Raw genomic sequence first — 13,361 nt, forward strand, 5'->3', positions numbered from 1 at the left:
AAAGCCTTTATATACAAGGTTTTTATAGATATATAATCAAAAAAATTTGCACCATCTTTCTGAGTTTTAAGAAAATCTGCCCTTTTTCTGCCCTTTTTTTGATTTATTCTTGTTATTTATAAAAAATTCTATTTAAATGGTAGAAACACAAAAAAGGAGGCTTAAAATAAGCCTCCTAATTAATGCATATCTTATCGAGTACTTCATTATATATCGCCCTAGTTCTCACATAAGTAATACCAAATATTTTAGATATTTCATTAAAACTCTTTCCCTGACTTAAAAGCCATACGATGTATGCCTCTTTTTCGGAACATTTATTAAATATTACATCCTCAATTTCATTATAAAATATTAAATTATCCTGATCATGATCTTCTATATTAATGTTTGCATCTATGTTTATATTAAAAAAATCATCTATTTCTATATCAATAGGTTCTATACTCTTTATCTTATGTACATTTCTAATGCATTTATCTACTATATTACGTTCAAAATTCATCTTACATAACCTGTAGCATCGGCAACTAAGCAAAGTATTTTCTCTTGAAAGGCTTTAACAGTTAAAACACTGCTACCAAGTGCATTACAGATTGTTTTTTCATCCTCACACTGCCACCAACTTAATTTTATTAAATTTTGTTCAAATACAGTTAATTGAGTGTTATAGAGTTCTGTAATACCAAGTACTATTGATGAAACTCTTTTATATTGTGCATTACTTATATTATTTGGTCTACTTTTATAAATCTTAATTAAATCATGATATTTTTTCATATGTGATTCTAAAATTGCTTTATCATATTTATTAATAGGATATATTTTAAATCTTTCATTCTCATTCATATTGTTAGTACCTCTAATTCTGTATTTAGAGCCTCTTTAACCTCTTTTACGTGTTTACCTATTACATGCATTGATTGACTCTTAAATTGCTTGATTTTTGATTGTTTTATAGGGTTAACAACTTGATATAAATCACGTTGCAATTTCTCTATAATTACTTTTTCAGGTACATATGAACCATTACTTGATAAGTAATGCATCAATTGTTTTTGTTCATATGGTGTATACCGTGACATTACCCTTTTTAAATGATTTATATTATCTGTAGATTTACTTTTGTAGTATTCTAACTTTTCTTTCTCTCTAATGATCAATAAAACTAACTTATCTACGGGAAACGCAACAGGTGCAACTCCTCTAATATCACAATAATTTATATGAGATTGATTTAAATAATATAAATCTTTAATAAACATTTCTTTAGCTCTTATTTTTGTTGAGATGAATACAGGGTTATATCTAGTCAATAATAGCCATGTTAATACTTTTCCATCATGATAGTAATGATAATTATATTTAACTCGTTTAACTTTCACGATTATCACCTCGATTAATAAAAACTCCCAATAAAAATTGAGAGTTTTACTATTATGTACTAATCTACATTTATTTAATTTTAATATATAGGTTCGTTTTTTGTCACCAAAGCATCAATTATTAAATTCTGTAACTTTTATTATTTCCACCTTATAGTCTTTATTATAATCTAAATTGTCAGTAAAAGAAAAAGATGCATCTGTATGTTTTTTAATTATATCTTCATCTTTTTGACGTTTCTTAGAATAATCAAGAAAGGTTGTATAAATTGAATCATTACATTGAGTTTCGTGTTTGAAAACTCTTTTTGCATATTCATTTAAAGGTGTAATCAATAGTAAATACTCCCTTTGAATGCTTATTCTTTCAATAAATTCTTTATATGTTTAAAAACGAGTTCTTGTTATCAATAATAAGTACTCCTTTACATACTATAAATAATATCGACTATGATTTGAAATTAATGTTGATGGTGCATTTCTATATTTATTTATCTTTTTATGATCAGCACAAGCACTTATTTTTTTACCAGTAGTTATATTGTCAATAAAGCCATATTTTTTACAATCCTCAGCATTAAGCCATGTTTCCTTTTTCATCATATTTTTTAATTCGAATTTTGATATTTTTGATTTATCAAAATATGAATTACATATAATATCATCTATTTTATCTAGAGTTTCAGCCATTTCTCTTAATTCTTTAGGGTCACCAGCTACCATAGTTGAAGCACAATGTATCATCATATATGAATTATCACTCATATTGATAGTATCACCAGCCATTGCAATTAATGAGGCTATACTTAACGCATAGCCCTCAATATTGACTGTTATATTTGCCTTATGTCTTTTAAGGATATTGTGAATTGTAATACCCTCAAAGACATCACCACCTATAGAATTTATACTTACAATAATTTTACTTACATCACCTAAATTTTTTATTGCTTCATTAAAACCGTAAACACTAACAGATGTCTCATCATCACCTTTATTATTAATAGGTTTAATTTCACCATAAATATCTATATATCCTGTATCTTCAACATTAATTACATTAATAAAGCTATTTTTCTTGTTATCATATATTCCATACATTTTAAAATACCTTTCTATTAGATATTATAGTGCTATTAAATCATCTAAAGTATAATCATCAGTTTCATTGATATATTCTTTCAATTCAATACTTTCAATATAATAATCAAAATCTTCACCACGTACCCAATTAGTTAATAGACTTCTGCTATAAGTAGTAAAATCGTAATTATTGATGTTAGTAATGAAATCCAAATCAATATCTTCTAAGTTATAATAAAACGTATGAATCATTGGTTTATCGAAATTACGTTTAAAATATTTATCATATTTTGACCTTTCATCAATATAATCTTTATAAGCTTGAGAAAAGTTATGTTTTTTTAATTTGACAATAATGGTTGGTTTATTAGGATCATAAACTTTTTGTAACATTGTTCTATTGATTGATTTAGCAATTTTATTATTCATTAATATCCACCTTTAAAGATTTATTATAGTATTTATATGGTTTATAAGAGCCTCTTAATACTTCAAATGTCGTAAATGCCTGTGTACCTCTAGGACTCGTCAACTGTAAAACACCGTCTTGAGATTTAGCTAATTTCATTGATTCATATACTACTAAAGCAGTATTTCTTATAACCTCTAGTTCACGTTCTTCTTTTGATAATTTTTCTTTTATTTCTATTAATTTTTGAATTTCTGAATTAACTTTTTGAATTTCTTTTCTTTTAGACAATTGTACTTTTTCGACTTTTTTATCTTCGACTTTATAATTATTAATGATTATTTCAATCTTATCATCAGGTATTAACATGTCCGTCACATTACCGTTAAACCTAACTTTTCTTTTAAGTTTCTTAATATTATCTTCAATAAAATCTAATTCAGTTTCAGTTTTGACTTCATGTTTATGCTTCTCAAAAACTTCAATTTGATCTGCATAATCCATTGTGTATTTCTTTTTAATTTTTTCACGATCTAAAAAATCTAACACTTTAAATGTTTCTTCAAAATGCTCTGTTGCTTTCTCTTTCTTTGTAATAATATTCTCTTTTGTAACAGGTATACCTTTATATCCTTTTGTTGCAAACCTTTGAAACATTCCTTTAAAGTCCATGTTTTCTCCTTTTTTAATCATATATTTTTTATACACCCCCCCTAACGTGCGAAAAACTCCTGTTTTTTCTCGGAATCGAGACCTGCACCGTTTCCTATGACTCATTCAGGAACCCAAACCTAAGCTAGGGGGGGATAAAATAAAAATCATTCAACAAAATTTTTTGTTAAACAATTTATTCTATACCTCTATTTTATTTTTAATTTGATTTTATTTTGTACAGAATTTGTACACGAATTGTACGCATATTTACTTAGCCCAATTTTGGGTTCAGTAAAAATTAATAAAACAATAGCCCTATCAATATCAATAAATGATATAAATAAGGCTGATTGCAAGGGTTATATTAATAATATTTGTTTACATAGTTTTTGAAAACTTATATCTGAACACGATAATATCGTGGTGAGATTAATTTTATATCTGAACGGAACATTATTCCTGTCAGATATAACTTTATGATATGTCTTTAACATGTATATAACAACACCTGCGTATCCAAACTAACTACTAAGGTTATTACTCAAGACTGTGACCTTATTTATTTATCACCAATACTTTATAAATTAACCACAACAATTACAACTGTAGTTACAAATATATTTATTAAGTAAGCTTCAGTAATAATGATTGTTAGTTTTAAGTATGTATATATCTGACTGCGATACTATCACTATTTGATATACTAAAATTCAAGCATCAATTCAACCGACATTTCGGGACTACTAAATTATAATAACACTACTGAAAATTCATACAATAAATATTCTATTGATTGATAAAGTGACTATATTCATCAATATAATATGGATCAACTTCTCCTAATGATGCAAGTATTTCTGTTTGAACACTAAGAACATCTCTCATGGAATCTCGTACAATTGCTATATAAATAACATCTTTAAATTTATTTCCATGTTTGTCTTCATAATTTAGTTCTACCTTTATAAAGGGCTTAATGTTACTTTGCATATTAAACAATGAATAATTTATTATTGACCTGTCACTATCATTAAATCTAATTGAAAAAGTATCATTATGAGCAACTATTCTTCTATGAAGTTTTGAATGATTATTACCTATATTAAAAGTATACCTTCTCATAATCTCTCTATCTGAATATTGATCTTTATATGAATATAAGAAATCATTATTATACTCATCTTTCTTATTCTTTTTTTCTATTTTATGTATAAACTTCCCAACTTGAAACTCTTTAATTTCTAAATATTCATAATACTTTACTGAGTCAATATGATGAACAACCATTTTAATATTATATGCTACACCATCACCAACGTTTTTAAATCGTAAATAACTCTTATTAAATATAGTTTCTACTCTTTCATCTACTTCATCCTGCTTATATACTTTGCTACTGTGCTTAACATACTTATCATCAGGATACTTCCAGCGTATATCAAAAATATTTGTATCTCCCTCAGACTGAAAAAAATCTAATTCATTTTCAACAAATACAAAAATAGGTCTATTATTTATACTTTCATATTTCCTATTCATCTTTATTTCATTTCTTCTAAAAACATCTTGAAGTATGAATATTAAAGCTACTGCAACTATGTTCAATAAAGGCAATCCTATATCTTTTAAAGTGTTATAATTCATAATATTTTCAAGTTCTACTGTTTCTATAAAATAATAAATAATATGTTCAATCAATTTTATCTCCTATTCTATTCAATTAATTATATTATTATATTATACATTATGAGTTATTCATATCTAATATTGTGTATAACTCGCCAACTACCTACAACCCCTGTATTATCAACACTTCTTTCATTTCTCTTATTTTCAATTATACATACCCTTATTATGAATAACTCTTTACATCACTAAAGTAATTAATACATATAAATACCTGACTTATATAATGTGTAAGTCAGGTTATATTAAAGTAACATACATCATAGGTCGTAACTCATCATGGAGTTTTGTACATGGAGTAACGATTCGTTACCTCAGGTATTCATAAATTAAAATATATTCAATATAGATCACAACGCATTATTGCGTTGTGATTAGTGACAACTATATTTTATTTAAAATTTAATAAGCTCAGATTTGAGCATATTAAAAATCAAACAATCATTTAACTATAATGAACAATTCGTTACTTTAGTTAGTATTACAATAAATACTCAACTCAAATTGGGATCAGAAAAAACTAATACACAAAGCAATTAATCTATGCATTAGGTGAAAGTTTCGATAATTAAAATATAGATAGTCCTTAATATACAAATTCAAAGTTAGTCATTGCTTCATCAATGTTATCTTGAGTAATACCAATATACTTCAATGTGATTGCCTCGCTACTATGATTGAATATCTTTTGTAAAGTAGCAACATCTTTAGTGCCTTTGTAATAATGATACCCAAATGTTTTCCTCATACTATGTGTGCCTATTGAATCAATGTCAATATAGTCTGTAAGTCCTTTAAGTATCTTATAAGCCATATCTCTAGTAATAGGCTTGTTATAACCCTCTCTAGACTTTATTAAAAACTCCTCAGCAGGTTTATCTTTTATATATTCCATCAAAGGCTTTTTCAAGTTTCTATGGATCTGAATTTTACGTTCTTTACCTGTTTTCTTTTCTCTTAATTTAATTACATTCCCCTGTACATTAGACACTCTTAATTGCAATATATCCGATATTCTAAGCCCACAATATACACCAATTAAGAATAATATATAATTGCGTTCATTTTGCTCTTTAAGGTGTCTCTCTATCGCTAAAATCATATCTGGGTTTCTAATTGGTTCTACAAAGTTCATTTATTACCACCTCCTTTATAACTCTCTAATTCAAGCATTAAAGCCATTCTTATTAATGCTCTATCTTTTATTTTGTAATAATTCGTTCTACCAATACCTAAATCACTATAAATATTAAAATCATCCTTATAATTTCCTTTGATATAACGGGTAACGATAATATATCGCTCATCTGGTAATAATTTATCAATTGCATTGTGTACTTGGTTTAATACTGTATCTCTATCACTTAATATTTTTTCTCTTTCTTCCTGCACTTGTTGCTTATCTATTGATTTGTACTCATTTACTGTTCTAGGTTGAATAAACTGATATTTTTCATTTAGATCAGGTTCATTAATTAAAGGGAATGTATACAATATCTCTTTGTATATCTTCAAAAAATCAGTAACATTCTTTTTACTTTTCTTCTTGTCTATCGTATTAAAACTGTTCAATTTAGCACCTCTTTAATATCTTTTAAATAAAAGAGTGACCCAATAATGAGCCACCCTATACGGTAATTCTTTAAACTGTTATAATTTATATATATTCATTCTCGTCATTCGTTGAGACTATAAAATCAAACAATTATAGCCCTTTGGTGTTAGCTTAAATGCTAATACCTTTTTTTATGTCCGCTTCAAGTTCATGATATATATCTTTCTGCAGATCATTTCTTCGTTTTAATCTTGCTTTATTCATACTTAGTATTCTTTTTTCTTTCCTTGCTTTGATTACATCTAAAATATCACGGTCTATTTCAGCAAAACGCTTTGATTTAACTTCTTTATCTAATTTTTTTAATCGTTTTGCTTTTTCTTCTTTAAATATGTATTTTTTTCTATACTTCCTTTGATATTCTCGTCTTTCCTCTTTATTCATTTCACACACCTCATATTTTGCATTTTAAGGCACTTATTAGCTACGTTTTAAATTTATGATATTTCATTCATCCTATAAATAAATCACTTAAATACTATAGTTATTATTTAAAATGACAATAATATTCTTAGAAAGGTGGGAGCGTTCTATAATCATCACCAATTACTTTTAATACTGTTGTAGTATTTCTGTCTAATAATCTACTTTTTATTCTCATTAGCGTTTTATTTATTGAAAATTCTTTTTCACTTAAGTTACTTGTGTATATATTACTTTTACCTGCTCTAAGGTTTAATACTTCAAATAATGTATTCAATTCAAATTCAGTATTCGATCCTGTTCCGATATCATCTAAAATAAATACATTACAGTCTTTTATATCTCTAAATATTTTTGATTGCTTTAATTCACTGTCTTTTTCAAATGATTCTCTTATTTTTCTCATTAAGGTTGAGTATGATAGAAAATATACTGATAAACCTTTTTCTCTTAACTGTTTAGCACCAGCAATTGCTAAATGTGTTTTTCCTGTACCCATTGAACCTAATATAGTTAATGTATGTTTTTTATCTTTTGATAAGTTGTTACAATGCCATTTTACACCCTGATACATATTTAATATTCTTTTAGATAAATCCTTTTCAAAACGTTCAAAGGTTGCGTCCTTTAAATTATCTGGTATTTCTGATATTGACCAGTAATAATCAAGTTTTTGATATTCTTTAGTTTTAATATTAGAGTTAGATCTAGTACATTTACAATTTCTACTTGTTTTTTCATTTTCGAATATTGCTATATCACACTTTTCACCACATACTTCACATATTGCATTATATTTAACTTCGATAAGTATACTTTCAACTTTTCCACTTTCAACTAGTCTTTTATTTAACTCGAATTCATCTGTCACATTCACTAGATCATCTATTTTTTTAACCATAACAATCAATCTCCTTAGTAATAACTTTCATATGCTTCAAGTTCTTCATCAGTAAACGAACTAATACCAAATTTACTCTTTTTCATTTCAAGTTCAGCAAATGAAAGATGATTTTTATTTGGATAGTTATTTTGCATCTCTTTTTGTTTATTTCTTTTAAATTTATTATTGCTTTTACTGTTTTCGTATTGTTCTATTGCTTCAATCGTCTTTAATCCTTTTTTATTCCAGTCTTTTAAAAGCCAATCTACGAAATTGTAATTATGGTTGTTGTTAATAGCACTTTTATTAATTGCGTATTTTACAATGTTAAAACCAAAATCATCATAATCATTACCTAATTTCTCAAGTACTGCTGGTGGTGGTGACATCTGAATATTGTTTTGATAATAATTAAGTAATTCCTGAAATGTATGATTGTTGTCGTTGTTTTCTAATTCAGTTTTTTTAAAATCACTTTTATTCTCATTCACATCTACTACAACAACATTATTATCATTATTAGTCATTATTAAATCGTTATTTACATTATTGTTTGTATGCTTTTGAAATGCATTCGTATCTCTTTTGAAATGCTTTTGTGTTTCTTTTGTGTCGCTATTGTGTCGCTTTTTAATATCTTGATTTTGATAAACATCATAATTGACAACGGTTAGAACCGTCTTTTTAGTGTCGCTTTTCACTTTTAGCATTCCATCTTCTTGTAACAAATCTAAAAAGTGTTTTACTTTATTATTTGACCATTGCCATCTATCACATAATTTACGAATACTAGTTATTTTTTGGCCTCTTTTAACAATTATTAATTCATTACCTAATGTAACTTTTTTATCTGTATGATTAACCATTAAAAGAATATCAATCCATGCTTCAAACTTTGAAAATTTTCTATCTTCTTCATATAACCAGTGGTTTTCAATTGTTCTATGGAGACTTATCCAACCTGTCACAGCCACTCCCTCCTTACTTCCATAGTCAAAACTAATAGAAATATGGTAGAATGAGCATATAAATGTTTAATTATTTGAATGTTTGGTTCTAACATGTCATTGGGGAATGAGGGTGTTAGAGCCTTTTTATATGCCCTATTATCCATAATTACTACTCCTTTTATCCTTAATAAATTTTGTCGGTACTGCATTCAATTTCATTTATAGCATCTTGTATACTTTCAACTGACTTGTTAATATCTGAAATTAATGTAGCTATTACATATAATTTTTCATTCGATTCAACTATTGTTTTATTTAATATTTTATTTTTTTGTACCCATTCAGAATTTAATAGTGATTCAACGCTTTCTAAATCTTGATATGCAATACTTTTTAATGCATCCATTTTCATTTTTGTTTGGTTTATTTCAAATCTAATATCAATTAAGTTATCCATAACATTTACTCCGCTTCATCTTTATTTTGTTGATCTGATAATAAATTAATAAGTTTCTCTATGTCTTTAACATTCTTTTATAAATATTTGTTATATAAGCGTAAAAGGTCATTAATCTGTTCAACTCTCAACTTCATCTCATGATATGTTCTACCAATAAATAAAAAATCTTCTCGTGTTTGTGGTTGCTTTCCTTCAAAAAAATCTTCTATCAAATGACTGTTTGATATTTCTAACCCTTCGAATTTCTCTAAAGTAACATCTAAACTTAACCCTGCATCTTTTAATACAAGTAATATATTCATTATTCATTTCTCCTCTTATAAATATTTTTTATGCATACTGTACAGATACTTATCAAATTCTTCTAAGTTAATTAGTCTTAATGAACTTGATAATTCAACGTAAACATGTGGGAATTTCGTTTCATCCAAACTATTTAACCATCTATATACAGTGCTATATGAAACGTCATAAAGTGTAGCTAATGTATTAACCTTTGCGAATCTTTTATCTTTCATAGCAATCTCCTTTGGATCCATAATTGTTTTTTCCTTAGTAGGTACTTCAATTTTTAAGACTTTACTCACTTACAACACACCCTTTCTAATGTCGTTTTTTATAACTTCATAACTAATCACACCCAGCATTGAAAAATAACTTAATGCTATAAAGCCATTTACTGAATTAGTGAACGTATTACTGATACTGTAGATGATTAATAAGTAAATAATTATTTTCAATGTACATTTCATTAATAGAACTCCTTTACAATTTATTTTTTATATTAATTTCAAAAATTTCTTCAATTTTTACTTCCAAACACTTCGAAATTTTTTTAGCTAGAATTGGACTTGGAGAACGTTTCCCATTAATAATTAAACTTATATAAGCTGAACTTACATTCATTTTTTTGGCTATAGTTGTAAGGTTATAGCCTTTCTTAAGCATTAAACTCCGAATGTTATTTTCTTTAATTATATATTTCATCAATAATCCTCCTTGTAAATATTTCATTCATTTATCTAAATTATTGAACGTTATATTTACATTAAAACATTAATTTAACTATATCGCAACTTTTTTTTACAAAAATATAGAAAAGTTAAAACAGAACATGCATAATAGTACTTGGAGGTGTATTATGATTATTTGTACTTTAAATGAACTAATAAAAAAAAGAGATTATACACAAAGTTTTATAGCAGAAAACACAGGAATAACAAGACCAACTCTTTTGTCATTAATTCGAAATGAAAATTCTAATATTAAATATCAAACTATAGAAAAATTATGTGAGTTATTTAATATAAAATTAGAAGAATTATTGATTTATATACCATATGAATTAAAATTTGATTCATATGAATTAAAGGATGCTGAGCTTAGAAATATCATTTCTGATAATTCAAAAACGAAAAGTATTTACGAAAAAATTTATACCGTAAAAAAAGGTGACACACTAATTAAGATTGCAGAAAAATTTGGAGTAGAAATTGAGGATTTAAAAAGAGATAACCGTTTAAAAAGCGATAAAATTTTTAATAATCAATTATTAAAGATAATAAGAAAGAAAATTAATGGTTATACTTTAAATTTAAAATTTAAAGTATCTGATTATGAAGTTTCTTTCGATACTGATCTATTCATAAACAAGGAAATAGCAATTCACAATGATATTAATGTTTTAAAACTCAATGCCCTTTGTGAAAAAAACATATTAGATGAGTTAAAAAATGTCGGATTTGTAGAAGATCATATAAACCATTACTTAAACTCAATTAACTTTTATGAGTATATAAGTAATGAATTAGAATCTAGGTATAATTTTTATCTACATGAAATTTCTCATTATATAATTGATATTCAAGAAAAAGATGATTATTTAAAACACATTACTAAACTTATAGATCTTTTAAATGATGAAGAAAAAGAAATATTAATTTCAAAATTATCTAAAGAATAAATGTTATATAGTATAAAGGAGGGAAATTATGTGGTCTGAACAATTCACCGATAAAAACGGTAATATTAAATATCGTTATTATGAAAAATACAAAGACCCTCTTTCTGAAAAATGGAAACGTGTTTCTGTTGTGATGAATACAAATAATAAACGATCACAAAAAGAGGCTTTATTACGTTTAGAAAGAAAAATTAAAGAGAAGATTAATGAAAAATCGGACAAAACATTAACTACATTAACCTTTCATACTGCATGTGATGCATGGTTAGAAGTTTATACTAATACATCAGGAATGAAACACACCACTATATTAGAGAAGAGAAGTATTGTAAATGCTATTAAATCTTTAGTTCCCAAAGATGATTTAATAAAAAATTATAAATATCAAGAGATACAAGACTTGTTTATTAAATGGCACAAACAAAAATTAAGTCATTCGACACTTATAAGCTATAAATCAGTAATAAATCGTGTATTTAAGCATGTATCAAACGTATATGGATTGAAAGACATTTCATTCTTAAATGATGTTAAAGTACCAAAGAAAGCTAAAACAATAGAAGATATAGAAAGTAAGAGAAACAATTATCTTGAATTAGATGAATTGAAATTATTAATTAAGGCTATGCATGATTTAAACGCTTTAAACACACATCCTAGCAAAAGAAGAAATAATATGATAATTCCCCTTATAGTCGAGTTTCAAGCTCTAAATGGTATGCGTATTGCCGAGTTATTAGCGATTAAACAAGAGAACATTGATTTTAAAAATAATAAATTATTAATTAATGGTTCTATAGTATGGAATATTGATAAAAAAGAAAATGCATTTGGTCAAAAAGATACCACTAAGAATGATGGAAGTTATAGAAAAATTAGTTTGAATAAAAGAAGTATGGAGATACTCAATAAGATTGTTATTGAGAATAAGAAATCTAAGCAGTGGGAAGATAATTATAATGATCGTGGTTTTATTTTTACTAACACTTTAGGCAATCCATTACATACTAGCAAAATAAACGAAAAATTAGCCGATACAGTACAATATATAAAAGAGAATGATAAATACCCTAAAAAAATAAACAAGCGTATAACGACTCACACATTACGTCATACGCATATATCTACTTTATCACAGTTAGGTATATCGTTAAAAGCCATTATGGAACGTGTAGGACATACAGATCATAAAACAACACTTCAGGTATATTCACATGTTACTGAAAAAATGGATAAAGATTTAATAACAAAATTAGATGAAATATCACTTACATCATGATCTAGTAATTTAATAGGTCATTTTTTATTTCTGTTATTAATATAAATAAATACGTCCAGATGTGGACGCATTTATTTATACACTCATATTTGAGGATATTAAAAAATACCACCTTGCTATTATTTCAATATGGTTATAATATGTTGTGCAAATTTAAGTACATCGTGAAACACGCACCCCATTTAACATTTAAAAAATAGTTTGATTAGAATTTTTAGGATATATAAAAATTCATAATACAACACAAAGATGTGGTGTACTAATTTTTTAGGGTGCATTTATTGTTTACTCCTTTTGACTTTGCTCAATGGAAGTTTTTGTTTAGAGAACAGTTATTCTAAAGATAGGTACATTATTGTACTAATTTATTTTTGTTTTAGTTAGCTAAATTTTTATTGTAAACACACGAACTAATGGTTATGGTAATTTTCGTTAATTCATTCATACATTAAAAAGCTAAAACGTATATAATAAATGTTAGCTCTATATCCGTACATATTCAAAGTATACATGATTATAAATATCTATTTATTAAAAATAACCAACGAAATATTTCGTTGGTTAAAATAGG

At 26.1% G+C, this 13,361-nt stretch carries 20 protein-coding genes; 2 read left to right on the forward strand and 18 right to left on the reverse strand.

From position 1 onward, the window contains the following. Positions 1 to 175: 175 nt before the first annotated feature. The 18 genes from HT586_RS07080 to HT586_RS07165 all read right to left on the reverse strand — a co-directional run bounded on the left by HT586_RS07080 (position 176) and on the right by HT586_RS07165 (position 10,535). On the reverse strand, positions 176 to 505 hold the full coding sequence (locus HT586_RS07080; protein ID WP_203545478.1) for a hypothetical protein: 330 nt from the start codon (positions 503 to 505) through the stop codon (positions 176 to 178). Next, positions 502 to 849, reverse strand: a complete 348-nt coding sequence (locus HT586_RS07085) for a hypothetical protein (RefSeq protein WP_203545479.1) — start codon at positions 847 to 849, stop codon at positions 502 to 504. The genes HT586_RS07080 and HT586_RS07085 overlap by 4 nt, the downstream gene beginning before the upstream one ends. After that, positions 846 to 1,385 carry a pathogenicity island protein gene (locus HT586_RS07090; RefSeq protein ID WP_203545480.1) on the reverse strand — a complete coding sequence of 180 codons (540 nt, stop codon included), beginning with the start codon at positions 1,383 to 1,385 and terminating at the stop codon, positions 846 to 848. The genes HT586_RS07085 and HT586_RS07090 overlap by 4 nt, the downstream gene beginning before the upstream one ends. A 114-nt stretch (positions 1,386 to 1,499) precedes the next feature. Beyond that, positions 1,500 to 1,721, reverse strand: a complete 222-nt coding sequence (locus HT586_RS07095) for a hypothetical protein (protein WP_203545481.1) — start codon at positions 1,719 to 1,721, stop codon at positions 1,500 to 1,502. A 96-nt stretch (positions 1,722 to 1,817) separates the two neighbouring features. Continuing rightward, positions 1,818 to 2,486, reverse strand: coding sequence for a head maturation protease, ClpP-related (locus tag HT586_RS07100; RefSeq protein ID WP_203545482.1), 669 nt, complete (start codon positions 2,484 to 2,486; stop codon positions 1,818 to 1,820). A 24-nt stretch (positions 2,487 to 2,510) separates the two neighbouring features. Further along, positions 2,511 to 2,897, reverse strand: coding sequence for a hypothetical protein (locus tag HT586_RS07105; protein WP_203545483.1), 387 nt, complete (start codon positions 2,895 to 2,897; stop codon positions 2,511 to 2,513). Further along, on the reverse strand, positions 2,890 to 3,585 hold the full coding sequence (locus HT586_RS07110) for a hypothetical protein (protein WP_203545484.1): 696 nt from the start codon (positions 3,583 to 3,585) through the stop codon (positions 2,890 to 2,892). The genes HT586_RS07105 and HT586_RS07110 overlap by 8 nt, the downstream gene beginning before the upstream one ends. Positions 3,586 to 4,317: 732 nt before the next feature. Continuing rightward, entirely contained in the window at positions 4,318 to 5,229 is a 912-nt protein-coding gene (locus HT586_RS07115; protein ID WP_203545485.1) for a hypothetical protein, read from the reverse strand. Positions 5,230 to 5,803: 574 nt separating this feature from the next. Next, positions 5,804 to 6,352: a tyrosine-type recombinase/integrase gene (locus HT586_RS07120; protein WP_203545486.1), complete on the reverse strand. Its 549-nt coding sequence runs from the start codon at positions 6,350 to 6,352 to the stop codon at positions 5,804 to 5,806. After that, entirely contained in the window at positions 6,349 to 6,789 is a 441-nt protein-coding gene (locus HT586_RS07125; protein ID WP_203545487.1) for an ArpU family phage packaging/lysis transcriptional regulator, read from the reverse strand. Before HT586_RS07125 ends, HT586_RS07120 begins: the two co-directional genes overlap by 4 nt. Positions 6,790 to 6,943: 154 nt before the next feature. Next, complete coding sequence (locus HT586_RS07130) at positions 6,944 to 7,216, reverse strand: hypothetical protein (protein ID WP_203545488.1); 273 nt, start codon at positions 7,214 to 7,216, stop codon at positions 6,944 to 6,946. A 127-nt stretch (positions 7,217 to 7,343) separates the two neighbouring features. Next, complete coding sequence (locus HT586_RS07135) at positions 7,344 to 8,156, reverse strand: ATP-binding protein (protein ID WP_203545489.1); 813 nt, start codon at positions 8,154 to 8,156, stop codon at positions 7,344 to 7,346. A 14-nt stretch (positions 8,157 to 8,170) separates the two neighbouring features. Continuing rightward, a complete protein-coding gene (locus tag HT586_RS07140) occupies positions 8,171 to 9,106 on the reverse strand; it encodes a DnaD domain-containing protein (protein ID WP_203545490.1) in 936 nt (311 codons plus the stop codon). Between the two features lie 166 nt (positions 9,107 to 9,272). Further along, entirely contained in the window at positions 9,273 to 9,545 is a 273-nt protein-coding gene (locus tag HT586_RS07145; RefSeq protein WP_203545491.1) for a hypothetical protein, read from the reverse strand. A 77-nt stretch (positions 9,546 to 9,622) separates the two neighbouring features. Beyond that, the gene (locus HT586_RS07150) at positions 9,623 to 9,850 is read right to left on the reverse strand and encodes a type II toxin-antitoxin system toxin TscT (RefSeq protein WP_203545492.1); all 228 of its coding nucleotides are present in this window, start codon (positions 9,848 to 9,850) and stop codon (positions 9,623 to 9,625) included. 15 nt (positions 9,851 to 9,865) lie between these two features. Beyond that, on the reverse strand, positions 9,866 to 10,135 hold the full coding sequence (locus tag HT586_RS07155) for a helix-turn-helix domain-containing protein (RefSeq protein WP_203545493.1): 270 nt from the start codon (positions 10,133 to 10,135) through the stop codon (positions 9,866 to 9,868). Next, entirely contained in the window at positions 10,136 to 10,300 is a 165-nt protein-coding gene (locus HT586_RS07160; protein ID WP_203545494.1) for a hypothetical protein, read from the reverse strand. It lies immediately after the preceding gene. A 13-nt stretch (positions 10,301 to 10,313) separates the two neighbouring features. After that, positions 10,314 to 10,535, reverse strand: coding sequence for a helix-turn-helix transcriptional regulator (locus HT586_RS07165; protein ID WP_203545495.1), 222 nt, complete (start codon positions 10,533 to 10,535; stop codon positions 10,314 to 10,316). 154 nt (positions 10,536 to 10,689) lie between these two features. On the opposite strand from HT586_RS07165, the gene HT586_RS07170 reads away from it, so the two are divergent. Both HT586_RS07170 and HT586_RS07175 read left to right on the forward strand, forming a co-directional pair. Further along, complete coding sequence (locus tag HT586_RS07170; protein WP_238999203.1) at positions 10,690 to 11,511, forward strand: helix-turn-helix domain-containing protein; 822 nt, start codon at positions 10,690 to 10,692, stop codon at positions 11,509 to 11,511. A 28-nt stretch (positions 11,512 to 11,539) separates the two neighbouring features. After that, complete coding sequence (locus tag HT586_RS07175) at positions 11,540 to 12,790, forward strand: tyrosine-type recombinase/integrase (RefSeq protein ID WP_203545496.1); 1,251 nt, start codon at positions 11,540 to 11,542, stop codon at positions 12,788 to 12,790. Positions 12,791 to 13,361: the final 571 nt, after the last annotated feature.

This window comes from Macrococcoides bohemicum (assembly GCF_016865215.1).
Lineage (GTDB): Bacteria > Bacillota > Bacilli > Staphylococcales > Staphylococcaceae > Macrococcoides > Macrococcoides bohemicum.

Coding starts and splice junctions, on each gene's coding strand:
- HT586_RS07080 (WP_203545478.1), bottom strand. CDS start 505: ATGAATTTTGAACGTAATATAGTAGATAAATGCATTAGAAATGTACAT.
- HT586_RS07085 (WP_203545479.1), bottom strand. CDS start 849: ATGAATGAGAATGAAAGATTTAAAATATATCCTATTAATAAATATGAT.
- HT586_RS07100 (WP_203545482.1), bottom strand. CDS start 2,486: ATGTATGGAATATATGATAACAAGAAAAATAGCTTTATTAATGTAATT.
- HT586_RS07105 (WP_203545483.1), bottom strand. CDS start 2,897: ATGAATAATAAAATTGCTAAATCAATCAATAGAACAATGTTACAAAAA.
- HT586_RS07120 (WP_203545486.1), bottom strand. CDS start 6,352: ATGAACTTTGTAGAACCAATTAGAAACCCAGATATGATTTTAGCGATA.
- HT586_RS07130 (WP_203545488.1), bottom strand. CDS start 7,216: ATGAATAAAGAGGAAAGACGAGAATATCAAAGGAAGTATAGAAAAAAA.
- HT586_RS07135 (WP_203545489.1), bottom strand. CDS start 8,156: ATGGTTAAAAAAATAGATGATCTAGTGAATGTGACAGATGAATTCGAG.
- HT586_RS07145 (WP_203545491.1), bottom strand. CDS start 9,545: ATGGATAACTTAATTGATATTAGATTTGAAATAAACCAAACAAAAATG.
- HT586_RS07150 (WP_203545492.1), bottom strand. CDS start 9,850: ATGAATATATTACTTGTATTAAAAGATGCAGGGTTAAGTTTAGATGTT.
- HT586_RS07160 (WP_203545494.1), bottom strand. CDS start 10,300: ATGAAATGTACATTGAAAATAATTATTTACTTATTAATCATCTACAGT.
- HT586_RS07165 (WP_203545495.1), bottom strand. CDS start 10,535: ATGAAATATATAATTAAAGAAAATAACATTCGGAGTTTAATGCTTAAG.
- HT586_RS07170 (WP_238999203.1), top strand. CDS start 10,690: ATGATTATTTGTACTTTAAATGAACTAATAAAAAAAAGAGATTATACA.
- HT586_RS07175 (WP_203545496.1), top strand. CDS start 11,540: ATGTGGTCTGAACAATTCACCGATAAAAACGGTAATATTAAATATCGT.